The organism is Egbenema bharatensis FJBBOT/2019, from assembly GCF_048077055.1.
In the GTDB taxonomy this organism is placed as follows: domain Bacteria; phylum Cyanobacteriota; class Cyanobacteriia; order Elainellales; family Elainellaceae; genus Egbenema; species Egbenema bharatensis.
In genome coordinates this window covers 2,007,937-2,031,305 of record NZ_CP182236.1, presented here as the reverse complement: position 1 = coordinate 2,031,305, position 23,369 = coordinate 2,007,937, and the positions used below count along the sequence as shown (strand labels likewise).

Genomic DNA, 23,369 nt, shown 5'->3' with positions numbered 1-23,369 from the left:
CAACCCCTTATCTGGATTGAGCGAGACTGAAGATTGGGAAAAATTTAGTGGTTAAGCGGTCTTGTTCGCCACCTTCTTGGGTCTGGTGAAGCGCTTTTTGACCGTTGGATAGCGAATACGGCGGGAACGGGGTTGCCCTGGAGTCCACCCCGGTGACTTTCCGCGTGGTTTGGGCGGGGGGGCAGGTGTGCCAATCAACGCTAAAACAGAGGCAAAGGCATTTGCGGTTCGTCCCGGAGATAGCTTAGCAGATGACTTTTGCCAGGGCAGGGGGGAGTCCTGGACGTGGCAACGAGCCAACCACAACTGCCAGGTGAGCAAGGGCATCAGATCGCTCCAGCGTTCGGATTGTTCGGGCGTTGCCAACTGGGGTAACGTCCAGTGCAATCGTTGCTTAGCGAAGCGATACCAGTGGTCAATGGCAAAGCGACGGAAATACTGTTGCCACACCGTCTCTAAGTCGGGCGGTGCTTGTCCCACCCAAATTAGCCACAAAGGTTTGGCGGGGTGGAGGGCAGAGTCATGGAGGCGTTGCAGTTGAATTAACCAGATCGTCTGGTTGGCAACGCGTCGCAGTCGCATTGATGACCACATCCGCACGTGTAATCGTCCCCACCGGGACTCTTCTACCTGGAGTTCGGCATCAGATGACCACCAGGTGGTGGCATCGTTAAGTTTGAACTTCTCCCCATACTGCCGAGGACGACCCGTTCCGCTATAAACAGGCGGTGGTCCATACAGTACTCGATTGGAACGCAACCGAATCAACTTGTCACAAGCAATATCCGCCGTACCATTGAGGAATGGGGCACAGCCATATTCGGCATCCCACAAAGATAAGGGACGAACCTGGAACTGCTCACACACCTGACGCAATTGCACTATTGCCTTGCTAATGGGGCTCTCTGCGCTAGTGATGCGTTCATGCAGCAACGGTAATGCCCAACTGCCCTGCTCCTCTGGAATCCACGCAATCGTACTATATCCTTGTCCCAACGTCACCGGTTTGGCTCCACTCATCGGAGTTGCTTGATGTTCATACGTCCGTTCTCGCAGGGTTTGTGCCTGTAACCTTGACCATGCCGTGTGGTCTCCCGCTAAGACAACCCGTTCGTCCTGGGGCATTTGCTCCAGGTACAACCCCATCCACTCCAGTCGAGGCGGGTTACTATCCTGTAGGGCTTCATACAAACTCGGCCATTGGCGTCGAAAGACAGGGGCAACCGACAGTTCGGCAAAGGAGTACACACTGCGGCTCACTAGCACGGCATCCATCAGGTCGAAGAGAGCATCCTTGCCGTTGCCAATCAGCATGTAGGATTTATGTCGAAACGCCCTCAAGCGGTCAAAATTAGTCATGGTCAATCATTATTGATGCAACATGACCATTAAGCAGCCAAACCCGACGGTTTGGCTGCTTTTCTTTCCCAATTAGTCTAGGCTCTATAGCTGTTTCGGGGAGATAGGCAGCAGGATTTCCAGGAGAGTGGAAATTAAAGCTCTGCCTCTTTTACGTGCATTGTGAACCACTTCAAAAAAGCCCAGGTACACCGGCAACTTCTCTTGAGAAATCCCTCGATGAGGTCGTAACCATGAACGCAGCAACGACCAAAACCCTTCCATTGTGTTGACATGGATTTCATAGAATCCATCGCCATCCTCATCGCGGGCATACTCCCCACTCCCATGACACACGGTTTTATGCTCATAGCCCCAGCATGTCAACCCATTGTAAATGCCATACTCATCTGTATAAATCTGGCTTCCAGGAGCGACCGTTGCTTGGATGAGGGGTTTAATCGTCTCTTGCTGGACATTTTCCAGCATCCGAATCACCACCAAGCCGTGACGTTGGATCATGCCGAAAATCGGCGGCTTTTCTTGGGCAAGCGTCCCCCGTCCCCGAATCCCTTTGAGCTTATGGCGCCGTCCTTTGCGCCCCTTTTTTTGACTTCATGGGGTTGGCCTTTATGCCCCGCTGTCAGATACACTTCGTCGAATTCGACCTCTCCACTTAAGTGCACCTCCGGCTTGTTGTCCACAATGCCTTGACGCAGTTGCATCGTCATCTGGTAAATATCGTCCTTGTCCAGGGCTAACTCGGTGGCAATTTGTTCACTCGATAGGTTCAGTCCCATCAAATACAAGCAGCTAATCCACTTTTGCAAGGGTTGATGATGCCCTGCAAAAATCGTATCGCTCAGGTCGTCGAAATGGGCTTTACAGGATTTGCAGCAGTAACGTTGTCGCTGAGGTTGAGTTTCATCGCGGCCATTTTTGACCACCTGCTCACTCTGACAGCGAGGGCATCTCACCCCTTCAGTCCAACGAGTTTGGCGAATCAGTTGATAGCATTTGGCATCGTCAATCAGAGTACTTAAGTTGATACTCATCGCACCTAACCCCTACAATGCTTCTGCTATCCTACCAGCAGCTTCCCCTACACCTCCATCTCCCTGAAACACCTATTGAGCCTTAGTCTAAACTCCAGTCAACAGGGTCAGCAGGGATAGTACCGCCAGTTGTCCGGTAATGCTGGCGATGCCGAATTGGGCAATTAAAGAGTTCTCTTCATTCACCACCACGTCAATGGCAATACCAATCAGGTAGGGGGGAGCCAGGTCAAAGACGGTGTTGAGAATGGAGCAGGCGATCGCTCCAAAAACTTGCGGTTGGCTGGTTTTGCCATAGCGGAGCAATCGGATTAACGGAGAGCTACGGGCTGAACGAGGTATCATAAGCAACACAATAATAATTGAGATAAACCTGATGGGATACGAAAAGGCCTGGTGGATCTTTGCTTTACTGTCTGCCTTTTTTGCAGCACTAACCACAATCTTTGCTAAAGTTGGCGTTGAGAATGTTGATTTCAACCTGGCAACTGCTATCCGTACAGTGGTCATTCTGGCGATCGCCTGGGGAATTGTCTGGGAGGATGGTCATATTCAGTAAATTTTCTCTATCTCGTCCAAAACCTTACTATTTCTGATTCTATCTGGAGTGGCGACCGGATTATCATGGCTTTGCTACTTTAAGGCATTACAAATTGGGAATGCGTCTTTGGTGGCACCCGTTGATAAGTCAGGATTAGTTTTAGTGCTTTTGTTATCGGTTTTATTGTTAGGGGAACCGTTGACGCTCAAGGTGGTTTTAGGAACGGTATTCGTATTGGCAGGAACATTGTTGCTAATTCTGTGATGAATGGGTTTACAGGGTTGCGGTTCGTGCGTTCATAAAATGTCTTAGAAAGAGAATCGCGCCCCACCTTCAGGAGCTATTTTTTGTAAAGTTATAATGGGAGGTATCCATGCCATGAGGTACTTGCCATGCCCCTGATCCCCCTTTTGATCGGTTCATCCACGGCGTTGGGAGTTGGCTATTTCTGTGCCGATGTTTACCGAAATCGACGTAAATTGGTAGAGAAACCTGTACCGGAAACCGATTTGACCTGTTATGAGTCGGGCATCATTCCGGAGGGTGACAGTTTTCAGGGCGTGGGTCAGGCGATCACCCACGCAGGTCATGGGATTGCAGAAGCCTCCAGTGAACGTACGAGTGGCGGCATCGGGCATTGTGTGGAAGCGATCGCCCATAGCCTTTCTAATCATTGATTTTTGGATATGGTTAAAGATCGGTTTCATGATGTTGTGAGAACGGCTCTGGAAAAGGAGGGTTGGCAAATTACGGCTGATCCTTACGAGATTGCGGTCAATGATATCGAATTTGAGATTGATTTGGCAGCAGAGCAGTTGTTGGCAGCAACAAGAGAGAATCAGAAAATTGCTGTAGAAATTAAAAGCTTTATTAGTCCATCTAATGTTTCAGATTTTCATACGGCACTGGGGCAGTTCTTGAATTATCGAGATGCATTAGAAATCGTTGAACCAGATCGTCAGCTTTATTTAGCGGTGCGAGAGCCGATCTACGAGAGTTTCTTTAAGCGGCGGTTCATTGTAGCTGCGATTAAGCGATATCAGTTGCGCCTGATCGTTTACGACGTACAACAGGAGGTCATTGCTCAATGGTTGTAGAAGATTACCGTCAATACATTCGACAACTCCTTTCCCAACGTGCCCAACGCGCTTCAGATCAACAAAATGTACAGGAATATGAGGTGCAGACGGTGTTTGATACTGAGCAGGATCATTATCAACTGCTGCATGTAGGCTGGCGAGGAAATAAACGGGAGTTTGGTTGTATTTTGCATTTGGATATTAAGAATGGAAAGATCTGGGTTCAGCATGATGGAACAGAAATAGGAATTGCCAATCAACTGGTTGAACTAGGCGTTCCAAAGCAAGATATTGTATTAGCTTTTCACGAGCCTGCGGTACGCCAATTTACGGGTTTTGGTACAGGTGAAACACAAGAAACTTCTCTCGCTTCTTAGTTATCCTATGGATGCTCAACTTCTGACTCAATCACCAGGTTTAAATGAAGAACAGCGAGTTCTCTTGCATGGAGTTAGTTGGCAGCAATATGAATCGCTTCTGGATGTGCTGGGAGATGGTTTTCCTACTTTGCGGCTCAGCTACCTGGAAGGAACGCTGGAAATCATGACGAACTCTTCCGAGCATGAAGATCTGAAAAAAATGATTGGCATGTTGGTGGAGGCATATTTTCAGGAGACACGAACTCGATTTCATGCAGGAGGTTCAACAACGTTTCGTAAGGCGGCAATGCAGCGAGGATTGGAACCGGATGAGTGCTATTGTCTGGGGCAAAAGAAGGAGTTCCCTGACCTGGCAATTGAAGTTGTCGTTACCAGTGGGTTGATCAATAAGCTGGAGATCTACCGGGGGCTGGGAGTTACAGAAGTTTGGCAGTGGCAGGCTGGGCAGTTTTTGATTTATCATTTGCGATCGCAGGGTTATGAGTTAATTGAAACCAGTGAATTACTGCCAGACTTGGATATGGCTCTGTTAGCGCAATATGTGAAGCCTGAAGCACAGTTTGATGCAGTGATGGCATTTCGAGATGCAATTCGTGGTAAAGTACGTCAATTTATGGGTTTTTATGATGAGGATGTTGCACTAAAAGGAGGTAATCGTGAATATTCAATTGGTGGAATCAATTAAACAATTGATCTTATCGCTGTCGGAAGAAGAGCAGAGTTGGTTGAAGACGCAATTGGTACAGGATAAGAGCCAAACTGTAGGTCGTGTTGTTGATCTAAATTCATTTGGGGGCATTCTTCAACTGCCAGACGATCCGCTTGAGTTTCAACGGCAAATTCGAGATGAATGGACATAGCGGTTATGCGATATATTCTTGATACGAATGTCGTTTTGTACCTTTTGGGTGGGAGACTACTAAATCCTTTACCTGTTGGCGAGTTTTACTTATCTGTAATCAGTGAGATAGAGATGCTTTCCTATCCAGCGATCGCTGAAGCTGAGAGATTGAAAGTGCAACAGTTTTTGTCTCAAGTGATAGTGATCGGTATTGACGAAACTGTAAAAAGTTATGCGTTCGCGTAGCGTGTGCGAAGCACATCGCGTTACGTAAAAAGTATCGATTAAAGTTACCTGATGCCATTGTTTGTGCCTCAGCTTTATCAACAAATTCAATGCTACTAAGTAATGACACACAATGGCTCTTCCGGATCCGGGGTGAAAACCGTATAATAAAATACTTTTAGTGGGAGTTTCGCCAATGGACTTTCATCTTGATGCATTGCTGAATTTTCCTCATGTTACGGTTGAAAGTTGCGCTCAACAAGGCAATGAAGTGTACTTAAAGCTGCGCTTGCTCAATGAGGAAGCTAACTGTCCCCACTGTCAGACATTAAGTTCAGGGGTTCATCAAAATCGAGCGATTTTAATCCGGGATTTATCAATTTTTGGTCAAGTCACTTACCTGAAAGTTCCTCGTCGTCAGTTTTATTGCCGTGATTGTCAACGTTATTTCACCGAAGCATTGACATTTATGGATGAAGGAGGTCAGTATACCCGACGATATGAGGAGCATATTTATCAGCAAGTGCAACTGTCCAGTATTGAACAAGTTAGCCGAGTAGAAGGATTAAGTTTTGACCGGATTCAAGGAATCTTTAAGCATCAGTACGCTCAGAAAAAAACTCTGGATGGGAGGGAGTTAAACGGGTCGGAATTGATGAAATCAGCAAGCGTAAAGGGCACCAGAACTTTGCCACAGTTATCGGGGACATTGAAGCCGGGAAGTTAATCGAAGTGATAGACAGTCACCAACAAGAAGACATTATCGAAGTGCTGGAGCAGCAGCCTTTGGAGGTACGAGAGCAGGTTGAGGAAGTGAGCGTTGACATGTGGGGAGGATTCCCGAAAGTAGTTAAGAAAGTGTTTCCCAACGCAGTAGTTGTAATTGACCGCTTCCATGTCATTAAAGTAGTGAATACAGAATTAAATCGGATCCGCCGACAGGCACGTATAGTATCCGTACACAGGGTTAGCAAGGTAGTCAGGAGGATCGCTGTAGGTCGGGAAGCGGAAGTAAAGAAGGGGCAGGCAAGCCCCGACGCTTGGCATAGCAAGCATCGGTGAGATAATCGAGGACATGGCGATTTTGCCGCCGCAGCGTTGCTACAACCGTCATCATTCGTCCGACAAACAAACTGCCTGCCTCACTTTGGGAGCCATAGCTACAGCGTCGCCACAACACTGCTGGACGAATCGCCTGTTCTGCTGCATTATTGGTTGGCTCTACTCCAACGGTTGTGACGAATAACCATAAAGCAGGTTCTACTTTGAGTAACTGCTGACAGGTTCGCACCGTCTTTGCCAAAGGTGTCTTTTCTCTGGTCCCAATTGGGTAAGCCGCTCCTTCTTCCAACAGTGCTTTCACCCGTTGTCGAATGGGTGCTACGGCTTCTATCCATTGGGGGCGTGCTAAGGTTCCATCTCGCACCCGATGCCATAACTCAAATAATTTCTCTTGCTGTTGGAGAAGTTGCTCTCCCAAGGTCTGGCTCACCCCACCCCGTTCGGCAATTTTGGTGAAATCGCGTTTCAGATGCGCCCAACACAATTGTCGCCATTGCAAGTTTAACCAGTTGTAAGCACTGTAGCGGTCGCTGTTGACAATCCCAGCAAAATCAGTTCCTAAGATGCTTTGAGCGGTGGCTTGAGAGCGGCTTAACGCCACCTGGAAATAGCACACCAACGGGGTTACCATCACCCACAACCAGCCTCGCTTCCCCTTGCCATTGTTCCCATCGGCGTTACCCTGAGGCAAACTCGTTTCATCTATCCCAACAACGGGTTGCTGCTGCACATAGCGATGAACCGCTTCGACGGGTTGCTCAATCGCTTCACTCATCTGTTGCCGCAAGCGTCCGACACTGCCCACGGAGATGGGAATCTCAAACAATTCACTCAACAGCCGCACCACCATCCGGTGACTTTGACGATACTCTCCACTCAACAGTGCGACTAATGCACACAGCCTTTCCCCATAGCGACAACCATCCACAATCTCGCCATCATAGGCACGGCTGCTTACCCCACACTGGGGGCACTCCAACGCATGAAAGCGATGTTCCAAAACAATCGGTTGTAACGGTGGCAAATCTACGATCTGACACCGTTGCGGATTGGCATCTTTCCCTCTCAAGCGATGTCCACATTCGCAACACACCTCAGGGTAGTGATCCTCAATGCGCGTACATTGTTCCGGCGGGTAAAGTTCCTGCGAATGTCCCGGATGTCCCGGTTGTCCGCCTCGCGCTTTCCCACTTTTCTTTTCGGGGTAGCCTTGAATCCCTTCGGAGGGTCTTGCGAAGGCGGTTGCGAGGAGTTTTTGGAATTGCGCTGAATTTGCTCTTGTAACGCTTGCTGGCCTGCCTCTAATGCCTCAATACGCTCCAATAGACGCTGCACCAACTGCTTGACACTCTCCGGTGTGTTGGCCCAGTCCTCTGCTGAAATTTCGCTTAAAAAGGCATTCGGGGATTCCATGCGTTTTAGCCTAGCAGACTTACCCTCACATCGCTCACTCTTTCTGCTTTACCCTGTGTACGGATACCACGTATATTAGACCGAGGCAGCAATTGAAGAACGGAAAGGATCTAACTCCAGAAGAAACGAAAAGGTTAGCATCGTTGTTGAAAAGGTCAAAGCGATTAGCAAAAGCCTATCAATGGAAGGAAGAGTTTCGTGCTATTTATGAGCAGTCATTAACTGTTGAGGAAGGGAAACGTCAGATCCAGGAGTGGTTGAATAAAGCCCGAGCCGTTTATAGTGAAGCAATTAAAACGATCCGTAATCACTTGGATGGAATTAGTAATTATTTTCGGAATCGGACGACTAGCGGTGCAATGGAGGGAATCAATAATCGAATTAAGCTGATTAAACGGCAAGCCTATGGCTTCGCAAACTTCAACAATTTCCGAGAAAGGCTATTAGCTTGCTTTTCTGATTAAAAAAAGTTATCACCTTACTAACGGGAGAACCAAAGACCTGAATTGTAACTAACCAATTGATCCGATCATTAAGCAAACGATTTTCACACTCAATCATTGACCGAATAATTGCAGCATACTCAGCTTTATCTTTGCCAGAGGTATTCATTTCAGAATCTTAAAGCACTTGTGTATTTATAACGAAGGCAGCCCAACGGCAAAAGTCAGCGCTTGCAGATAGCCTTGAACTAAGTACCGCGATCGCTGGTCAATCGTTGCACTGATGTTATGTTAGCTGGCTGGTAGTTGTCGAGCTTTTTGCATGACAGACTCAATGTACTCCGCTTTGCTTGTTGTATATGCTTCTCGATCATTCGGAAAACGCTGGGCAAGATGGTACTTCAATCGTGCATAACGTGCCGCTTCATCTAAATGCGTGCGGAGGTAGTCCCGAAACAACAAACGCTTCCACAAGACGCTCTCTGGTTCAACCATATGGATGTGATGAGTACGTGAACCGTTGGGTGGTAAACCTTTTACAAAAAACATCCGTTGAGGGTCGGGATTCCCAAACCAGTAAGCATAGCCCAAGCGCTCTAGCTGAGAGACTGCAACTTGCTTTGCTTCTGCAAGTGAGCGTACCGCTATCAATAAATCAATGATGGGTTTTGCCGCTAATCCTGGAACTGCTGTGCTGCCAAAATGCTCAATGTGAGTGATGAGATCTCCATCTAAAACAGCCTGAACCTGTGCAGATTCCTGTTCAAAAAGTAGCACCCAGTTTGGGTCGTACTCAGTGATGACAATTTCATCCATTGGTCTGCAACTCATCGATATAGCCTCGACTAACCTAACACTGAGCCTTCCACAGACAGCCTTAAGTATAGTCCTAACCCACAAACGAAGCCAGCTAACGGGTCTGTTGAGCGGCTGTCACGAACATTTTGCCACAACACTAATCAACTTCGTCAGTCCGCTCCAACAGATTTGTTCTACTGCTGGCACTTATGAGTAAAATTGCTCGTACTCGTCGTGATCACCGATCCAAAACCACGTCACTGTGTCACCTTCCAAGACTCTAAGAGCACGATGGCTTCGTGTCACTCGCACAGACCAAATTCCCTCCTCGCTGTTGATGCACTTGAAATGCAACGATGGATGAAATGGGTTCTCTGCCCACAATCGGTATGCTTTTCGCGCTCCTGCCCTCACGGAACCGCTTAATTTTTTCGATACCTTGACCAAAAAGAGGGTAGCGTTGCAGACTTCATAGTTGCTCATAGTCCATCGGCACCGACTGCCCCGCTGCAATTTCTTGCCTCGCTTTCCGGGCTGCCGCAACTAGATTACCCTGTGTCCGTTGAAATGAGGTATCCCAACGCTTTTCATCTTCTAAATCCGCAATGTAGTCTCGGATGTGTTCTACAACTTTTTCCTGCAACTCATCGGGCAAGGATTCGACCATCTTCACGATTGTGGCAATAGCAGCAGCAGACATAGATTTCTCAAGAATAATGGTTTGCCGCTTTCATTTTACAATCTGGTATTCATCAGCCATGACAAAGCTAGACCATGATCCCAGTTCTCTGGTTCTGATTCAAAACTTACGTCTAATGTGAATTGGACAAAAAGGTGGGAGAGGTTGAGAATCGAAGTACCACCTTTGAAGCTCACCTCTCCCATGACTAGCATAGACTTTCCCAGCCTGATGACCACCATTTTTGTTCTGGTAGACGATTGGTATCGCCAGCAGATTGCACCGTTAGACTGCCCCCGACCAGGAGTACAAGCGCAATTGAGTGATAGCGAAATGCTGACCTTAGCACTGCTGATGGACTATCTGCCCTTTCCGGGTGAAACCCAGTTTCTCGGCTTTATGCGTGCCAACTATCTCTGCTGGTTTCCACAGTTGTTGGATCAGAGTCAATTCAATCGGCGCTTACGCCAATTAGATGGGATGCTGGAATCACTGCGACGCAGTTGGGTCGTGGCATTAGGAGCGACCCAGCAAACGCATCTGCTGGTGGACACCAAACCGATTCCCGTACTGGGACTCAAGCGGGACAAGACACGCAGTGATTTTTCTGGCAATGCAACCCCTGGCTATTGTGCGTCGCGCCAGATGTATTACTTCGGCTACAAACTCGCCTTACTCAGTACCTGGAACGGGATTCCGATTGCCTATGATTTAGTCCCAGCCAACACCGATGAGCGGGTTGCCATTGAGTCGCTCTTAGCGGTCGCCCGAGGGTGCACCATCTACGGTGACAAGGGGTTTATCGACCAGGACTGGCAACTCCAAGTGCAGCAGCGCACCGGCAATCAGATTTGGACTGTCTTGCGCAAAAATCAGAAACAGCAGCATCCCCCATCCCTCAATCGCTTCATCTCCAAAGTGCGTCAGCGCATTGAAGGGGTGTTTCATGAAATTCAAAACACTGGACGTAACCCCGAACGCTTGCTCAACAAGACCGTAGAGGGCTTTTGTGTCCACATTGCAGCTAAACTGGCAAGCCATACCCTGCGGTTATTGCTCAAACAGCAGTTTGGCATCCATGTGTTAACCTTCCAACAGTCTTAAACTGCTCTGTCTAATTCACATTAGGCGTAACTTGCTGTTTAACAACTTGACTTCAAAGGCTACCAAAACCCTTGAACGAAGCAGTAGAACGGTGAAGTTGAGCAGCGGCAGATCATCTCGGCAGCCCTACCGAGATATTTCGACCGTCCGGCTCAGAGGCTATGTTAGCCTGCGTTTGTTACCTGTAAGTAACGATTGCATTGTGCTAACTAAAGCATGTAAATGTTGGGTTTCGTGTCTCAACCCAACCTATGCGATCAGTGATTGCACTACTCGTACTCAAACCTGGGCGTGACTTCGGTCAGGCAGCTACTCTCGGGTATCTGGGCGGGATCGGCAAGAAAATCAAGGGCGATCGCCTCTACACAGGTCGCGGCTGGAGTGCCCGGTGGTGCAAACATCGAGCCATGACCTACACCGGGGAAGGTGTAGACATAGGCATTCTGGAAATTGCGGGCGACGGTCTCGCCGTAGAGTTGGGGCGTGACCGGGTCGTAGCCGCCATTGAGAACTAAGACGGGAATCTCGGTGTTGTCGTAGACGTAGACCGGCTCTCGCTCAACCTGAAGCAGTTCGCAGAAGCTCTCGGTGGAAGCACTCTCACTCTCGCCAATCGCGATCAGCGGCTCGTAGGGGGCGGGAAACACGGTAGAAGGCTCCACCACCACGGAATCGACCCGCGAACAGAGCACCGCGTGATACATACCTGTGGCTTCAACATCTCCCCGGATCCCCTCCGAGAGTGCGGATACAGCCCAGCTAAAATCCCCCTCAGCCGCCTGGTAAATGTTCTGCGGCAGGGCTGAGGCATTCATACTGCCGGCCATATAGGGTTCAAAAAACAGCAAAAATTCGTCTCGGTCTAGCGTGGTTTCAAGGGGTTCCTCAGTGCCGGGGATGTGGAGCGTCAGCGGCACGGGGGTTTGCTCTAGACGATCCAGCAGGTCCAGAAAGACGGTTTCCAGGTTGGGGTAAGTCTGATTACACTGGGCATCGGCGGCGCAGGCGGCAAACAGGTTGCGCAGCGCCCCGCTCAAGGTATAAGTGGCGGCCAGGTTAAAGTCAATATTCGTCGTCACCACCCCGTCGATGATCGCACTGCGGAGCTGGGCGGTGTGTTCCTCCGCCTGCTCTAGCACGTACTGCCCCAGCAGCGTGCCATAGGACACCCCGTAGTAATTAAATTGGTCGTAGCCCAGGGCTTCGGCTACAGCATAGATATCGGCGGCATTTTCGATGGTGTTGAAGGCGTCAGGATTAATACCATCGGCAAGACTGCGATCGCGGCAGGCCACCATCCACTGGGTATCGGTGGGGGGGATCTCGTCGCGAGCCACCGCTATATTGTGCTCGGTTCTCTCAGGGCAGTTGAAGAAGGGGCGTGAATGCCCAGTGCCCCGCTGATCGACAAACACGAGATCGCGCTCTTGCAGCAAGGCGGGCAACACCGGCCAGTTGGGTAACACGTCGACCGCAAAGGTTTTAATGGTAGGGCTGCCAGGGCCACCATTTTCCATAAACAAGGGGGCGGGGGCAGGGTTGTTGCTAATGCTGCGGGTACGGACGACCGCCACCTGAATGGTCGGCCCATCGGGTTGGCTGTGGCGCTCTGGCACGGTGACATAGCCACAGTCAGACATGGCACTTTGCAGCGCGTTCAGTCCAAAAGTGGAGCAGTCGGTAGATTCCCAGGCAGGGTTGGTGGGGGGAGTGGCGATCGCTGGCGTGGCCGTAATGATGGTAACGCCAAGGGTCGTGAGTCCAAGTGAACGAGTGAAGAAGTGAGTCATTACGGGTGTTCCTGAAGAAATAAACAACGTGAGTCAGATTAGAGCATAGGCTCAGTTATTATTCCAAAATTTCTTGATAAAAGGGTTGAGTGCAGCGCCCTACACCGGGGCATGAGACATTGAATCACGCCACCGCTGAGTACATGAGGCAGGGAGTGGCTTTAGATCTTCAATCCAACTCATGCCACGAGCGTCTCTTTAGTGCTTCGCAAGTGAGCTGACGCATCCCGCCAAGATGCCACCAACTCATCTTTATTCACATCCTGTTCCTGCTGTTGCACGCGCCATTTGCGATCGGAGCCGTATAGCATAACCAGCGGCGTGTCGTTTGGCAGGCAAGTCTCAAGCCCATACCAAACAGCCCAGTGTACAAAGCATGACCCGCAAACCCAACTAGGGCAACGAACTCAATTAAATTATTAATAGTATTCTCAAAATGATTCTGTAGCGAAGTCCTGAATACATATTCCTCATCAAATAAAGACTCCAGAATAGATTTGCCTATAGAAACAATCATAGAAAAGCTTATTCTTCACATGAAGAATAGCAGATGAGGCGCGCCTGCTTCAAAAGGCTGTTGCATATTGCAAGCTAACGATAGGCTAGCTATATATTCACCGTCAAAAGTGCGGGATAACACCCCTATGTTCCAGGATTATCCATCAGATCTGCGGGATAATACCCAGATTTTTAGGATTTAAACAGAAAAATTGACAGTTAAGACCGGGAATCTGGGGTGTTATCCGTCACTTTTGATAGTTAAGTATGGAGATCAGGGTGCTTATCCGTCACTTTTGCTGGATAACACCCTTGATAACGGCATTATCCAGTGGCAACCAATGGCGTAACCTCGATCGCGCCAGTAAATTTGTAAAACAGAACACTTGACTGAGGCGATCGATCTGGTAACGCCTTAATTTACGGCTACATAGTGCGTATTTGCCGTAGCCTGGCTCCCAGCAACCTGGCGAGGTATGAAGTAGATAGGCACTACAACATACCTCTAGCCCCACAGACAACCTTAGCTGTCCGTCGGGCTTGGACTAGTTTAGCGTTTTTGTTGAACTCCTCCTGTCCCTGGCTTTGCGATGGTCAACTTATCATCTTTGGCTCGAAAGAAGTGGTTCGTGCCACCATTCACGATCTCTATCTCAAGGACTTCCGGCGCATTGAAAGCTGGAGTCCCCTCTTACCGACTCCCGACCCCACCGTGCCCATGGCCATCAGCACCGAGCATCGCATCATGCGTTAGAGCCAGCCAAAATGTCAGAATAGATTCAAGAGGCACAACCGCTTGTGCTGAGAACAAATTAGCATCACGATAGGCAGTCATGGAATCAGTAGTTTTCTTTTACCGAGGGTTTGAACCGATCGCCCGCATCATTGTGATTGGGACATTAGCGTATCTCAACCTGATCATTTTGCTGCGGGTTTCTGGAAAACGCACCCTCACCCAAATGACTGCCTTTGATTTCATCATTACCATTGCGATCGGTTCTACCTTTGGACGGTTGATCACCGCTGAAGGAGTATCCCTTGTGGAAAGTATGACTGCCTTTGCCGTACTCATTGGCTTGCAACATTTGATCTCCTGGTTAACGGTTCGCTCCTCTCTCGTGGAAAAGCTGGTGACCGCAAACCCAACCTTGCTTTACTTTCGCGGGCAATTTCTGCAAAAAGCCATGCGAGAGCAGCGGGTCACTGAATCAGAACTGTTGGGAATTGTGCGGCAAAATAAAATTGGCTCCCTACGCGAAGTGGAAGCCATTGTCATGGAAACTTCGGGAACGATCGCTGTGATCAAAAAGGCAACGAACGGAGAAGCAGACGATTTATCTGCGCTTCAATCGGTTTCTAACCTTCAACTTTAGAAAAATAACCTACCAATCTTCTAAGGGAATTGTACTGAACCAGCCGATCGAATATTTCCCGATTAGTCAATTTCCACTGCGTTGATATCTACGGTATCCGCTGTTCTCACTCCATCGGCCGTAGCAACCACCGATCGATCTTGTTTAGCCTTAATCCGATCGATCAACAGTTGCGATACCTCGGAAACCAGCAGCGTGACGATCACAACATCATCAATCTGACCAATAATCGGAATAAAATCTGGAGCGATATCGATCGGGCTGATGACATAGAGTGCGGTTCCCAGAATCAGCCACCAGCGATATTTAGGATTACGAAGCGTACTACGATACCAATTGTAAAGCGATTGCACTGGGTTATTCATTGAACTTCTCCCCTCAATTACCCCTTAATTCTTGCAGGTTTCTTGAGTTTCCTACATAGCTCTCAAGTTAAGAAAACCGATCGATCGAAGGAGGGAGATCCGTTGGGTCACTCACCCGAAATTAGCTAAACCTGGCTGCTGGCCAGCAATGCCGTACCATAGGCTGCTTCCGTTTGCTCAGACGGTGTAACAGGTATGCCCAAATGGCGCGATCGAATTTTAGTCCAGGCCAGATTTTTGGCTCCCCCGCCAGCGGTATAAACCTGGGTCAACGGCGTGGCTCCCAACTCCTGGAGCAGGTGATATCCCCTGGCTTCAATGCGGGCGATGCTCTCCAGAATTCCGTGCAGGAACTCCACCGGATTTTCGGGGGAGGGTTCCAGTTGGGGCAGCAGGTTCGGGTCATTGATCGGAAAGCGTTCTCCTGGTTTGGGTAAGGGGTAATAGTCTAACGGACTGGGGCGATCGGATGGAATCTGCGGACTCAAATCGCCCAGTTCTTCATCCGTAAAGAACATTTTCAGGACTGCCCCCCCTGTATTTGATGCACCCCCCACCAGCCAGAGATCTCCTAACCGATGGCTATAAATTCCATACCGGGCATCATCCACCCGGGTTCGACTCAGCAACTTCAGTACCAGCGTTGAGCCAAGGGAGGACACGGCTTCCCCCGGTGAACTGGCTCCACTGGCCAGAAATGCTGCAATACTGTCCGTTGTTCCGGCACAGACCAGGCAATGGGACGGAAAACCAAAGCGATCGACCATTTCAGCCGACACTGGCGCGATCGGCGTTCCGGGGGTAAATACCTCAGGCAACCGCACGGGAACCTCAAGCTGCTGCAACCAATCCGGATAGCACAGATTCTCGACATCGTAGCCCAGCTTTAGCGCGTTGTGGTAGTCACTGGCACCCAGCTTGCCGTGGAGGAGAAAGGAGAGCCAGTCCGCCTGGTGGAGGAAATGGGATGGGGCGGAAGAAGGAAGGGGCGTGGTTTGAGTCAGCCAGAGGAGTTTCGTGAGGCTGGAGGTGGTACTGATGACCGTGTGATGGGGAGGGGCGATCGCCTTCACTTGATCTAGAACACCTGCACCACTAGAGTCGTTATAGAGCATGGGAGCCGTGAGGGGGTGTCCCTGATGATCGCAGAGCAGAACCGTAGAAGAGGTGCCGTCAATGGCGATCGATTGAATTTGCTGCCGTTGGGCTGGAGGGATTTGAATCAGCAAATCGAACAGCGCCGATCGCCACATCTCACCATCCTGTTTGCCAGTAAAGTTAACAGTGATCTGGGATTGAATCTGCCGATCGCCATCCATCACAATCGCCCTGGCTCCCGATGTGCCAAAGTCAATACCAAGATAATGGGCAGAATGATTTGGAGAACCCGATACTTCAACCATGCCGACTAAATTTCTTTGGCGATCGCTTCCATCACTTGCTGGTTTCCTGCCTGATTTAAGTGAATACTATCATGATAAAACCGCGATGCCGGACTCACCTGATTAAAGATAGGGAGCATATCAATAAAGCGAATTTGATGCTGCTGAGTAAACTCCGTGAGTCGCTGACGGGCCTTCAGTTCATAATCACGGGAACCGGGCTGACCCACCTCCCGCGACAAAGGAGTTAGCACCAGCAAGAACCGAGCATCCGATCGCTGCACCATATCCTGAATTTGTCCGATCGCCGCCAAATTTGCCCCTACCCGATCGCCACTCTCCTGCTGTATTTCAACCAACTCTGGAATCGGAGGCTGCTTCATTCCATACCGCTGAATCACTTCAATTATGGCTAACAGTGGTTTACGAGCTGGATAATTGCGATCGCGCCCTACCTGCACTGAAGTTGGCGTTGTCGCAAACAGATCATCGGTATTTATGATCAGCACAACCACCTGCGCCTCAAAACTGCCAAACCGCTGCAAATAGGCCAACTCATTCCGCGGCCCCAAGAATTGGCTGAAGCATTCAACACTTCAATCTGCGGATGGGACTGCTGGGGCGATCGGGCCAATTCCCGTTCCAGCAAGGCAGAGATGGTTTCGGATTGATCCGTCCACCAGCCACCATTGGCCACAGAATCTCCCAACAGCAACACCCGAAACGTTTGTTCTGAGCGGGTTGGAGAAATCTCAGGACTGCGCATTGAGTATTGGTTGACCTCAATCCGGTTGCCGAAACGCCGAGTTCGCTGCCGGGGAGCCAGCAAGTACCCAATTTCAGAATCCGCTACATACAGCAGAGGATTGCCGAAGCCAAATCGCCAGCGCAAGCCCAACTCCAGCAGCAAGAGGCTGATCATCCCACCGATGATTAACGTAAGTAACGCAACTTTCACCCACTTTCTCCACGCAGACCCGTTTGGAGAGTACCCCATTTTGCCGCGAATGAATTAGTACATTTGAACTACATTGCGTTAAACTAAGAGCAGAAACCCTTTCATTTCTCCCAACCATAGGCTGCATTACAAATGATGGCGCAACGGAAAAAATACATCTATTGGCAGGATGAAAATCTCTGGCTAGGGTATTTAGAAGATTATCCCGACTACTGGACTCAAGCCGAAACCCAGCAGGAACTTCAGGCAAATCTGATTGATCTCTACAATGAAGTTAAACATGAAACAGTGAAGTGCGATCGAAAGATTGCTGAACTGGAAGTTTACAATTAGGCAATTCAGTCGTTCACCCGATCGGATGAGCACATTGGGTGAAGTACGATGAACTGCCCGTCCCCTACGATCAGGCTACCGAATTCAACCCAATCTGAGGAGGTAATGGCGATACGAATGATGCACAATAAAATGCTTAATAATTTTTCCATCGCCAGCCTGCCGACCGAAGCTTTCGTTTAGTTGCGATCGAATTGGCTGGCCCTGTCATTCACCTCAGAGAATACCGGCCATGTTTTACATTCATTTTCCAACGTTTCAACCCCGTCCTGAGCCATCTTTTGAGTCACGTTCCATTCATGCAGACTCAGTTTTGGATCAGTGTACTGAATCAATGGAGCGATCGGCCCATCACCAGGCGATGAAGTCTGTTCATCGAGTCCAATCTACCTATGCACTACAGCATCGTAATTTTAGATGAGCACCAGATCAGCATAGGGAAACTGCCTTTCGGTCTTCATGACATTCAGTCTTCATGACAAAAAGTATGCAAAGCTTGGTGTAGAACGCAGAGATACATTAGCCCATTACTTGACTACCTTCTCCTCAAGGTATTCTCTCTGACGCTCTACACCATTTTCTCTTAACGAGTTTTTCCTAACCTTGTTTAAGGGCCTGCGCCTGGATCGCCGTAATCGCTACTGTGTTCACAATATCGGTTACAGTACAGCCCCGACTGAGATCATTAACAGGTTTCTTGAGTCCCTGCAAAATGGGGCCGATCGCAACTGCATTTGCCGATCGCTGAACTGCTTTATAAGTATTATTTCCCGTATTCAGATCAGGAAAAATAAATACCGTTGCCCGTCCTGCTACCTGGCTATCCGGCAGTTTCGTTTGAGCCACACTCTCATCAATCGCGGCATCATACTGAATGGGCCCTTCAATTTTTAGATCTGGACGAAGCTGACGGGCCAGATGAGTTGCCTCTTTTACCTTATCTACATCTGCCCCTTTCCCCGATTCTCCGGTGGAGTAGGACAGCATGGCAATCAACGGATCAATGCCGAAGGTTTTCGCAGTGGCCGCCGAACTGATGGCAATATCAGCCAACTCCTGGGGGTTGGGATTGGGATTGACCGCACAATCTCCATACACCAACACCCGATCGTCCAGACACATCAAAAACACGCTGGAGACGATCGAGACATCAGGGGTGGTGCGAATAAATTCAAAAGCAGGACGAATGGTATGGGCTGTCGTATGAACGGAACCGGATACCATCCCATCCGCCAGATCTTTGTAGACCATCATTGTGCCGAAGTAGCTGGCATCGTGCATCACATCATGGGCAAAATCCTCCGTGATTCCCTTGTGTTTGCGCAAAGCGAAATAGGTGGCTGCATAGTCCTCCAGCCAGGCAGACTGAAGGGGATCAACAATGTTCACTCCATCCAAATTCAGAGCCAGAGCCGCAATCTTTTCACGGATAATTTGCTCATTGCCCAGCAGCGTTAGCTCCACAACTCCGCGCCGCAACAGGATTTCGCTCGCCCTTAAGATCCGCTCCTCCGTTCCCTCCGGCAATACAATATGCTGTTTGTTCGATCGGGCCCGTTCAATCAGTTCATACTCAAACATGATGGGCGTAATGCGGGTCGATCGGGCAATGGCAATTCGCTCCTGAAGTTTGGTTAAATCAACGTTCGATTCAAACACTCCCAGGGCAGAGGCAATTTTGCGATCGTTGTCTGGCGTAATTTCCCCTCGGAGGGCGTAGACCTTTGTCGCCGTTTCATAGGTATCGGTCTGAACGCTGAATAGGGGAAAAGTCCAGCGATTGATGCCATCAATGAGCTTTTTGATCTGCGGTGCCAGATCCAATCCGCCCGTCAGAATCATGCCTGCGATCGTGGGATACTGTTCAGACAGCGTTGAGGCAAAACAGCCCAGCACAACATCTGCCCGATCGCCCCCCGTAATCACCAATCCCCCCTCCTGAAGGTGATCCAGAAAGTTGGGAATTTGCATTGAGACTGCTTTAATGCTCAAAACTTCACGGCGAAATTGCTCCTCTTCTCCATAGATCAGCGTTGCGTTTAGATTCTCTACCACTTCTGCGATCGTCGGTTTGCTCAGAAGTTCTTCTTCCGGTAAAACAAAGACTGGATCGGGATAATTCCATAAATTTTTTAATGCCTCAGAAACGTTCTCAACCCGATCTGAAGCCACGCGATTAATCATCGTTGCAACCATCGCACATCCTTCCCCCAGAAAGGTTTCCCGCTCGGCTCGTACCGTGGCCAAAATTTCATCCAGCGTTTTTTCAAATCCATTCACCACAATGACTAAAGGAGCGGCTAAATGGTTGGCCACCTGTGTATCGAAGTTATCCACGTAAGCTGGATCAATATCGGTGGGATTAATGCCTTCACAAACCACAAAATCACACGATCGCTCCAGCTTTTTGTAGGTTTCCACCACCCGCTTGAGTAATTCATCAAATTGACCAGCCGCAACCAGTTGTTGGGCTTCCTGATGGGTGAGCGCGTATTGGGAGGCATAGTCACAGTCCAACTGATAACGGCTGCGGATCAGTTGAATATCATTGTCCGGACAATCGCCATCGTGAATGACGGGACGAAAAAATCCCAGCTTCTTCACTCGCTTTGATAACAGTTCCATGATGCCAAGGACAATCAGTGACTTACCACTTCCCGGTTCGATCGCTGTAATGTACAAATTTTTCAGCATCAATCTGTCTCTATTATTCCTATAGGTGGTTAGGTCATCCAGTCATTTTGTGATCATTGTAGTCGTGAAATCTAAATCGGAAAGTATCGCAAAGCATCGAAAAACCATAGCAGGAAAATTCATTCAGCCTGGCTTGAGGGCCATTCCCTCAGGATGGGAGCAAAGCGTCCACTGATACCCATCAAGAATTGTAATTGTTGCTTATACTTACGTCTGGGAGTTCGTTTATTTGCTTGTTTGTTTGCTTGCTGCTTTACAATGTGGAGAGTCAATGCGGCGTGACACAGAAGCCCGATTCATCTCATCGTTCGTCTAGCCATCGTTCGTCTAGCTATGGTTCGTCTAAATCAGTCAAAATCTGGGTAAATCCCTCAAAGCAGAAGCGCGATCGCCCCGATCGGTCAAATTCTTCCAAGTCTATGAAGATCGGTGGAGGTCAGAACGACAGAGCCACACGAGCCAGGTTTCTAGTTATTCCAGCACCGTGGCGACAACGAATTTGGCTTATTTGGGTAGTGAGTTGGATATTGGGAATTCTGACTGCCCTCATGCCGATCGCCGTTGCCCAGGTATCGCGATCTTCCGTCCTGCATGTATGGGGTGAGTCAATGGTTCAAACCATCCAGTCCTTTGCGCCTCTATCTACCGGTTCCCAGACCGATGCCCTGCCCCGCGCCACCGTCGGACTGACTCAACCGTCCCTCTGGAGCCATGCTGCTACCCTGGCTGCCCATTTCGGTCATCTCCCTTACCCGAAAGCGGATCTGCCCTCCCTCATCCCTTTTCCCAACCAGGCCTCGCCCTATCCCTACGCCAGTCGTTCCGGTGAAACGTTACACCCGGATGCCGCTGCTGCCCTGGAGGCGATGATCAATGCGGCCCGATCGGATAGCGTTTGGATTGTTCTAGTCTCTGGCTTCCGCGATTTAACCACCCAACAGCGACTCTTTGAAGACCGAACTGGAGTGGTGGGGTCAGTGGAGGAAGCGGCAAAGTTTGTTGCCCCCCCTGGATATAGCGAACATCATACCGGGTATGCGATCGATGTAACAGATGGGTCTGGTCTGGGTTTCTATGCCTTTGAACAGACCCCAGCGTTTCAGTGGATGCAGGTTCACGCCCATGAATTTGGCTTTGAGCTATCTTTTCCCCTCAATAACCCTCAGGGCATTGACTTTGAACCCTGGCACTGGCGGTTTGTCGGTTCACCAGAGGCTGCCAGAATTTTTGCTGCTGCGAGGGGGGAGTAAAAAGGGCAAAATTGAGTGGGGCAAACAAACACAACTTGGATCATGCGATACCTACAGCCATCAATCTGGGAATCTGACGACGATGCTTCTGTAAGAAAACGGCAGCAAGGAGGTGAAACAACCTCAGATCTAGTGATGTCGGCATATTCAGCGGGCAATGCAGAAGTTTTCCCGAAAATCCTTGAGCTTTATGTGCCTGATGGAGCAGTTGTTGCAGATGTCACTTGGGGTAAGGGTGTGTTTTGGCGAAATGTCCCAAGCTGTCAGTACAAAGTGCTGGCAACGGATATCTCTACAGGAGTTGATTGCCGCAATTTGCCTTATGAAAACGAATCTATTGATTGCGTCGTTTTAGACCCTCCCTACATGGAAGGGTTTTATAGAAGGGAGAACTCGCAAAAAGCTGGTTCTGGAACGCATTCGGCTTTTTCAAAGGCGTACTCCAATGGTAATGAGGTTAACGGCGATACCGAAAATACGGGCACTAAGAAATGGCATGCTGCTGTTACAGATATGTACTTCAAAGCCGGAATTGAAGCCTATAGAGTTTTAAAGAAAAACGGAGTATTGATTGTGAAGTGCCAGGATGAGGTGAGTGCTGGAAAGCAATGGCTTACTCACGTTGAAATCATCAATGAGTACGAAAAGAATGGTTATTACACAAAAGATTTGTTTGTAGTGGTAAGAACAAATAAGCCTTCAGTCAGCAGATTAAAAAGGCAAGTTCATGCTAGGAAGAACCATTCCTACTTTTTGGTTTTTGTCAAAAAGAACTAGGCTTCAGCTTAGCAATCCAAGCCAATTTCTGAAGGATCAGAGCCTTCACCAGCTTCTAACATTTCATCCAGTAATACCCTCAGGTCACTATGAAAAGGTGATCGAGGTGGCCAAGTGACTGGAATTAGGCTTGATATCAAAGCATCTTGCTCCTCTGGACTATATTTCTTGTAGGAGGAACAGGGTAAATCTCGGTTTCGGGCAAACTGGAAATGCCATGTCTGGTTGAATTCGTAGCAATTGACAGCGAGGATGTCGAATTCACCCCGTAACAAAAGGGTTGTCTTCAAAGTCCGGCCACTGGGCAATGTAACGATACGGCTGTCACTCGCATCTACTTGAGCTTTGCCTGACCAAGTTTGATTTTCCGCATCAAATTTAATCTGGCTAGTTTGTAAGGATTTGGACTCCACATTAAAAGCACGATGGTGATAGATGATGTGTAAATCGCCTTTTTTCTTCCTATCGTGGTCGTCGAACTTCTTGATCGCCCTGATTCCTGGAAAAGCAGAAACAATTTCCCGAAGCTTGAGTTCTGCCACGTAGCCAAACAGCATGCCTCGAAGACTTGGATTTTCCCGTACAAGAATTGTTAACTCTTGAGCGGTAACTTCCCACTCATCCATGATGGTCGGTTCTGACAAGACCTCGTTGCTGATTAGCCTGATCAACTCACATGGGTCAAATTGAAGGGCATTTGCAATTTCGAGGTATTCAACGAGGTCAAGTCTACGTTCACCACTCTCGTACTTGGATACGAAAGATTGCGGACGGTTCAATGCCTCTGCAAGTTGTACCTGAGTCATTGATTTCGCTTGACGATACTGAACAAGCAGTTCCCGACATCTTCCGTATTGCTCTGTGAAAACAGATGAAGTCATGCTGATTCCCTCGACTGGAAGGAATCGTAATATCCTGATACTGAATATCCCAATACAGGATATTAAATGACTACGTCAGTCTGCTCTCACCGTTACAAAAAATCAACAAG

Annotated in this window: 24 protein-coding genes and 5 pseudogenes; 16 read left to right on the top strand and 13 right to left on the bottom strand. The window is 48.9% G+C overall.

The features are described 5' to 3' along the window. Nucleotides 1–51: 51 nt before the first annotated feature. The 3 genes and pseudogenes from ACM1PF_RS09550 to ACM1PF_RS09540 form a co-directional block, all read right to left on the bottom strand. Nucleotides 52–1,359 carry an NF041680 family putative transposase gene (locus ACM1PF_RS09550; protein WP_416666339.1) on the bottom strand — a complete coding sequence of 436 codons (1,308 nt, stop codon included), beginning with the start codon at nucleotides 1,357–1,359 and terminating at the stop codon, nucleotides 52–54. Between the two features lie 84 nt (nucleotides 1,360–1,443). Beyond that, nucleotides 1,444–2,393: pseudogene (locus tag ACM1PF_RS09545) on the bottom strand (IS1595 family transposase). Between the two features lie 87 nt (nucleotides 2,394–2,480). Continuing rightward, complete coding sequence (locus ACM1PF_RS09540) at nucleotides 2,481–2,738, bottom strand: hypothetical protein (RefSeq protein ID WP_416674254.1); 258 nt, start codon at nucleotides 2,736–2,738, stop codon at nucleotides 2,481–2,483. 31 nt (nucleotides 2,739–2,769) lie between these two features. On the opposite strand from ACM1PF_RS09540, the pseudogene ACM1PF_RS09535 reads away from it, so the two are divergent. The 8 genes and pseudogenes from ACM1PF_RS09535 (at nucleotide 2,770) to ACM1PF_RS09500 (ending at nucleotide 6,521) form a co-directional block, all read left to right on the top strand. Then, nucleotides 2,770–3,198, top strand: a pseudogene (locus ACM1PF_RS09535) (EamA family transporter). Nucleotides 3,199–3,326: 128 nt separating this feature from the next. After that, nucleotides 3,327–3,611: a hypothetical protein gene (locus ACM1PF_RS09530; protein WP_416674253.1), complete on the top strand. Its 285-nt coding sequence runs from the start codon at nucleotides 3,327–3,329 to the stop codon at nucleotides 3,609–3,611. A 9-nt stretch (nucleotides 3,612–3,620) separates the two neighbouring features. Continuing rightward, complete coding sequence (locus ACM1PF_RS09525; protein WP_416674252.1) at nucleotides 3,621–4,031, top strand: XisH family protein; 411 nt, start codon at nucleotides 3,621–3,623, stop codon at nucleotides 4,029–4,031. Continuing rightward, nucleotides 4,022–4,390, top strand: a complete 369-nt coding sequence (locus ACM1PF_RS09520; protein ID WP_416674251.1) for a XisI protein — start codon at nucleotides 4,022–4,024, stop codon at nucleotides 4,388–4,390. Before ACM1PF_RS09525 ends, ACM1PF_RS09520 begins: the two co-directional genes overlap by 10 nt. A 7-nt stretch (nucleotides 4,391–4,397) precedes the next feature. Next, nucleotides 4,398–5,078 (top strand): Uma2 family endonuclease, encoded by a 681-nt coding sequence (locus ACM1PF_RS09515; protein ID WP_416674250.1) that lies wholly within the window; start codon nucleotides 4,398–4,400, stop codon nucleotides 5,076–5,078. Further along, complete coding sequence (locus ACM1PF_RS09510; RefSeq protein WP_416674249.1) at nucleotides 5,050–5,253, top strand: hypothetical protein; 204 nt, start codon at nucleotides 5,050–5,052, stop codon at nucleotides 5,251–5,253. Before ACM1PF_RS09515 ends, ACM1PF_RS09510 begins: the two co-directional genes overlap by 29 nt. Nucleotides 5,254–5,655: 402 nt before the next feature. Continuing rightward, nucleotides 5,656–6,186 (top strand): transposase family protein, encoded by a 531-nt coding sequence (locus ACM1PF_RS09505; RefSeq protein ID WP_416674248.1) that lies wholly within the window; start codon nucleotides 5,656–5,658, stop codon nucleotides 6,184–6,186. Then, nucleotides 6,111–6,521 (top strand): ISL3 family transposase, encoded by a 411-nt coding sequence (locus ACM1PF_RS09500; protein WP_416676604.1) that lies wholly within the window; start codon nucleotides 6,111–6,113, stop codon nucleotides 6,519–6,521. Before ACM1PF_RS09505 ends, ACM1PF_RS09500 begins: the two co-directional genes overlap by 76 nt. Here ACM1PF_RS09500 and tnpC read toward each other — a convergent pair. Beyond that, nucleotides 6,439–7,934, bottom strand: a pseudogene (gene tnpC, locus ACM1PF_RS09495) (IS66 family transposase). The gene ACM1PF_RS09500 and the pseudogene tnpC sit on opposite strands and share 83 nt — an antisense overlap. Nucleotides 7,935–8,026: 92 nt before the next feature. On the opposite strand from tnpC, the gene ACM1PF_RS09490 reads away from it, so the two are divergent. Further along, nucleotides 8,027–8,398, top strand: a complete 372-nt coding sequence (locus ACM1PF_RS09490) for an ISL3 family transposase (RefSeq protein WP_416674247.1) — start codon at nucleotides 8,027–8,029, stop codon at nucleotides 8,396–8,398. Nucleotides 8,399–8,668: 270 nt separating this feature from the next. Here ACM1PF_RS09490 and ACM1PF_RS09485 read toward each other — a convergent pair whose 3' ends face one another. From ACM1PF_RS09485 to ACM1PF_RS09475, 3 genes and pseudogenes are all read right to left on the bottom strand, one after another. Next, nucleotides 8,669–9,193 carry a GrpB family protein gene (locus ACM1PF_RS09485; RefSeq protein ID WP_416674246.1) on the bottom strand — a complete coding sequence of 175 codons (525 nt, stop codon included), beginning with the start codon at nucleotides 9,191–9,193 and terminating at the stop codon, nucleotides 8,669–8,671. 189 nt (nucleotides 9,194–9,382) lie between these two features. Next, a pseudogene (locus tag ACM1PF_RS09480) lies at nucleotides 9,383–9,648 on the bottom strand (hypothetical protein). Continuing rightward, on the bottom strand, nucleotides 9,645–9,875 hold the full coding sequence (locus ACM1PF_RS09475) for a hypothetical protein (protein ID WP_416674245.1): 231 nt from the start codon (nucleotides 9,873–9,875) through the stop codon (nucleotides 9,645–9,647). Before ACM1PF_RS09475 ends, ACM1PF_RS09480 begins: the two are co-directional and overlap by 4 nt. Nucleotides 9,876–10,058: 183 nt before the next feature. Between ACM1PF_RS09475 and ACM1PF_RS09470 the strand changes: the two genes are divergently transcribed. Next, nucleotides 10,059–10,958, top strand: coding sequence for an IS982 family transposase (locus ACM1PF_RS09470; protein WP_416670324.1), 900 nt, complete (start codon nucleotides 10,059–10,061; stop codon nucleotides 10,956–10,958). A 269-nt stretch (nucleotides 10,959–11,227) separates the two neighbouring features. Here the strand turns inward: ACM1PF_RS09470 and ACM1PF_RS09465 are convergent, their stop codons facing one another. Then, on the bottom strand, nucleotides 11,228–12,748 hold the full coding sequence (locus tag ACM1PF_RS09465; RefSeq protein WP_416674244.1) for an alpha/beta hydrolase: 1,521 nt from the start codon (nucleotides 12,746–12,748) through the stop codon (nucleotides 11,228–11,230). Between the two features lie 1,057 nt (nucleotides 12,749–13,805). Here ACM1PF_RS09465 and ACM1PF_RS09460 point away from each other — a divergent pair. Both ACM1PF_RS09460 and ACM1PF_RS09455 read left to right on the top strand, forming a co-directional pair. Continuing rightward, the gene (locus ACM1PF_RS09460; RefSeq protein WP_416674243.1) at nucleotides 13,806–14,000 is read left to right on the top strand and encodes a hypothetical protein; all 195 of its coding nucleotides are present in this window, start codon (nucleotides 13,806–13,808) and stop codon (nucleotides 13,998–14,000) included. Between the two features lie 79 nt (nucleotides 14,001–14,079). After that, nucleotides 14,080–14,619, top strand: a complete 540-nt coding sequence (locus ACM1PF_RS09455) for a DUF421 domain-containing protein (RefSeq protein WP_416674242.1) — start codon at nucleotides 14,080–14,082, stop codon at nucleotides 14,617–14,619. A gap of 62 nt (nucleotides 14,620–14,681) precedes the next feature. On the opposite strand, the gene ACM1PF_RS09450 is transcribed toward ACM1PF_RS09455, so the two are convergent. The 3 genes and pseudogenes from ACM1PF_RS09450 to ACM1PF_RS09440 form a co-directional block, all read right to left on the bottom strand. Continuing rightward, nucleotides 14,682–14,984: a YkvA family protein gene (locus ACM1PF_RS09450; protein ID WP_416674241.1), complete on the bottom strand. Its 303-nt coding sequence runs from the start codon at nucleotides 14,982–14,984 to the stop codon at nucleotides 14,682–14,684. A gap of 125 nt (nucleotides 14,985–15,109) precedes the next feature. Continuing rightward, nucleotides 15,110–16,387, bottom strand: coding sequence for an FGGY-family carbohydrate kinase (locus ACM1PF_RS09445; RefSeq protein ID WP_416674240.1), 1,278 nt, complete (start codon nucleotides 16,385–16,387; stop codon nucleotides 15,110–15,112). Between the two features lie 5 nt (nucleotides 16,388–16,392). Continuing rightward, nucleotides 16,393–17,363: pseudogene (locus tag ACM1PF_RS09440) on the bottom strand (SGNH/GDSL hydrolase family protein). Nucleotides 17,364–17,456: 93 nt separating this feature from the next. Between ACM1PF_RS09440 and ACM1PF_RS09435 the strand changes: the two are divergent. Together ACM1PF_RS09435 and ACM1PF_RS09430 are read left to right on the top strand one after the other, a co-directional pair. Then, a complete protein-coding gene (locus ACM1PF_RS09435) occupies nucleotides 17,457–17,657 on the top strand; it encodes a type II toxin-antitoxin system HicB family antitoxin (RefSeq protein ID WP_416674239.1) in 201 nt (66 codons plus the stop codon). Between the two features lie 232 nt (nucleotides 17,658–17,889). Beyond that, entirely contained in the window at nucleotides 17,890–18,078 is a 189-nt protein-coding gene (locus ACM1PF_RS09430; protein WP_416674238.1) for a hypothetical protein, read from the top strand. Between the two features lie 176 nt (nucleotides 18,079–18,254). On the opposite strand, the gene pta is transcribed toward ACM1PF_RS09430, so the two are convergent. Next, nucleotides 18,255–20,351 carry a phosphate acetyltransferase gene (gene pta / locus ACM1PF_RS09425; protein WP_416674237.1) on the bottom strand — a complete coding sequence of 699 codons (2,097 nt, stop codon included), beginning with the start codon at nucleotides 20,349–20,351 and terminating at the stop codon, nucleotides 18,255–18,257. Between the two features lie 278 nt (nucleotides 20,352–20,629). Between pta and ACM1PF_RS09420 the strand changes: the two genes are divergently transcribed. Together ACM1PF_RS09420 and ACM1PF_RS09415 are read left to right on the top strand one after the other, a co-directional pair. Continuing rightward, nucleotides 20,630–21,601 (top strand): M15 family metallopeptidase, encoded by a 972-nt coding sequence (locus ACM1PF_RS09420; protein WP_416674236.1) that lies wholly within the window; start codon nucleotides 20,630–20,632, stop codon nucleotides 21,599–21,601. A gap of 42 nt (nucleotides 21,602–21,643) precedes the next feature. After that, nucleotides 21,644–22,378 (top strand): DNA methyltransferase, encoded by a 735-nt coding sequence (locus tag ACM1PF_RS09415; protein WP_416674235.1) that lies wholly within the window; start codon nucleotides 21,644–21,646, stop codon nucleotides 22,376–22,378. 8 nt (nucleotides 22,379–22,386) lie between these two features. Here the strand turns inward: ACM1PF_RS09415 and ACM1PF_RS09410 are convergent, their stop codons facing one another. Further along, nucleotides 22,387–23,259 carry a helix-turn-helix domain-containing protein gene (locus ACM1PF_RS09410; RefSeq protein ID WP_416674234.1) on the bottom strand — a complete coding sequence of 291 codons (873 nt, stop codon included), beginning with the start codon at nucleotides 23,257–23,259 and terminating at the stop codon, nucleotides 22,387–22,389. Nucleotides 23,260–23,369 lie beyond the last annotated feature (110 nt).

Bases quoted from the DNA above. Each gene is read 5' to 3' on its own strand.
- ACM1PF_RS09550 (WP_416666339.1), bottom strand. From the start codon at position 1,359: ATGACTAATTTTGACCGCTTGAGGGCGTTTCGACATAAATCCTACATG.
- ACM1PF_RS09540 (WP_416674254.1), bottom strand. From the start codon at position 2,738: ATGATACCTCGTTCAGCCCGTAGCTCTCCGTTAATCCGATTGCTCCGC.
- ACM1PF_RS09530 (WP_416674253.1), top strand. From the start codon at position 3,327: ATGCCCCTGATCCCCCTTTTGATCGGTTCATCCACGGCGTTGGGAGTT.
- ACM1PF_RS09525 (WP_416674252.1), top strand. From the start codon at position 3,621: ATGGTTAAAGATCGGTTTCATGATGTTGTGAGAACGGCTCTGGAAAAG.
- ACM1PF_RS09520 (WP_416674251.1), top strand. From the start codon at position 4,022: ATGGTTGTAGAAGATTACCGTCAATACATTCGACAACTCCTTTCCCAA.
- ACM1PF_RS09515 (WP_416674250.1), top strand. From the start codon at position 4,398: ATGGATGCTCAACTTCTGACTCAATCACCAGGTTTAAATGAAGAACAG.
- ACM1PF_RS09505 (WP_416674248.1), top strand. From the start codon at position 5,656: ATGGACTTTCATCTTGATGCATTGCTGAATTTTCCTCATGTTACGGTT.
- ACM1PF_RS09485 (WP_416674246.1), bottom strand. From the start codon at position 9,193: ATGGATGAAATTGTCATCACTGAGTACGACCCAAACTGGGTGCTACTT.
- ACM1PF_RS09475 (WP_416674245.1), bottom strand. From the start codon at position 9,875: ATGTCTGCTGCTGCTATTGCCACAATCGTGAAGATGGTCGAATCCTTG.
- ACM1PF_RS09470 (WP_416670324.1), top strand. From the start codon at position 10,059: ATGACTAGCATAGACTTTCCCAGCCTGATGACCACCATTTTTGTTCTG.
- ACM1PF_RS09465 (WP_416674244.1), bottom strand. From the start codon at position 12,748: ATGACTCACTTCTTCACTCGTTCACTTGGACTCACGACCCTTGGCGTT.
- ACM1PF_RS09455 (WP_416674242.1), top strand. From the start codon at position 14,080: ATGGAATCAGTAGTTTTCTTTTACCGAGGGTTTGAACCGATCGCCCGC.
- ACM1PF_RS09450 (WP_416674241.1), bottom strand. From the start codon at position 14,984: ATGAATAACCCAGTGCAATCGCTTTACAATTGGTATCGTAGTACGCTT.
- ACM1PF_RS09445 (WP_416674240.1), bottom strand. From the start codon at position 16,387: ATGGTTGAAGTATCGGGTTCTCCAAATCATTCTGCCCATTATCTTGGT.
- ACM1PF_RS09435 (WP_416674239.1), top strand. From the start codon at position 17,457: ATGATGGCGCAACGGAAAAAATACATCTATTGGCAGGATGAAAATCTC.
- ACM1PF_RS09430 (WP_416674238.1), top strand. From the start codon at position 17,890: ATGTTTTACATTCATTTTCCAACGTTTCAACCCCGTCCTGAGCCATCT.
- pta (WP_416674237.1), bottom strand. From the start codon at position 20,351: ATGCTGAAAAATTTGTACATTACAGCGATCGAACCGGGAAGTGGTAAG.
- ACM1PF_RS09415 (WP_416674235.1), top strand. From the start codon at position 21,644: ATGCGATACCTACAGCCATCAATCTGGGAATCTGACGACGATGCTTCT.
- ACM1PF_RS09410 (WP_416674234.1), bottom strand. From the start codon at position 23,259: ATGACTTCATCTGTTTTCACAGAGCAATACGGAAGATGTCGGGAACTG.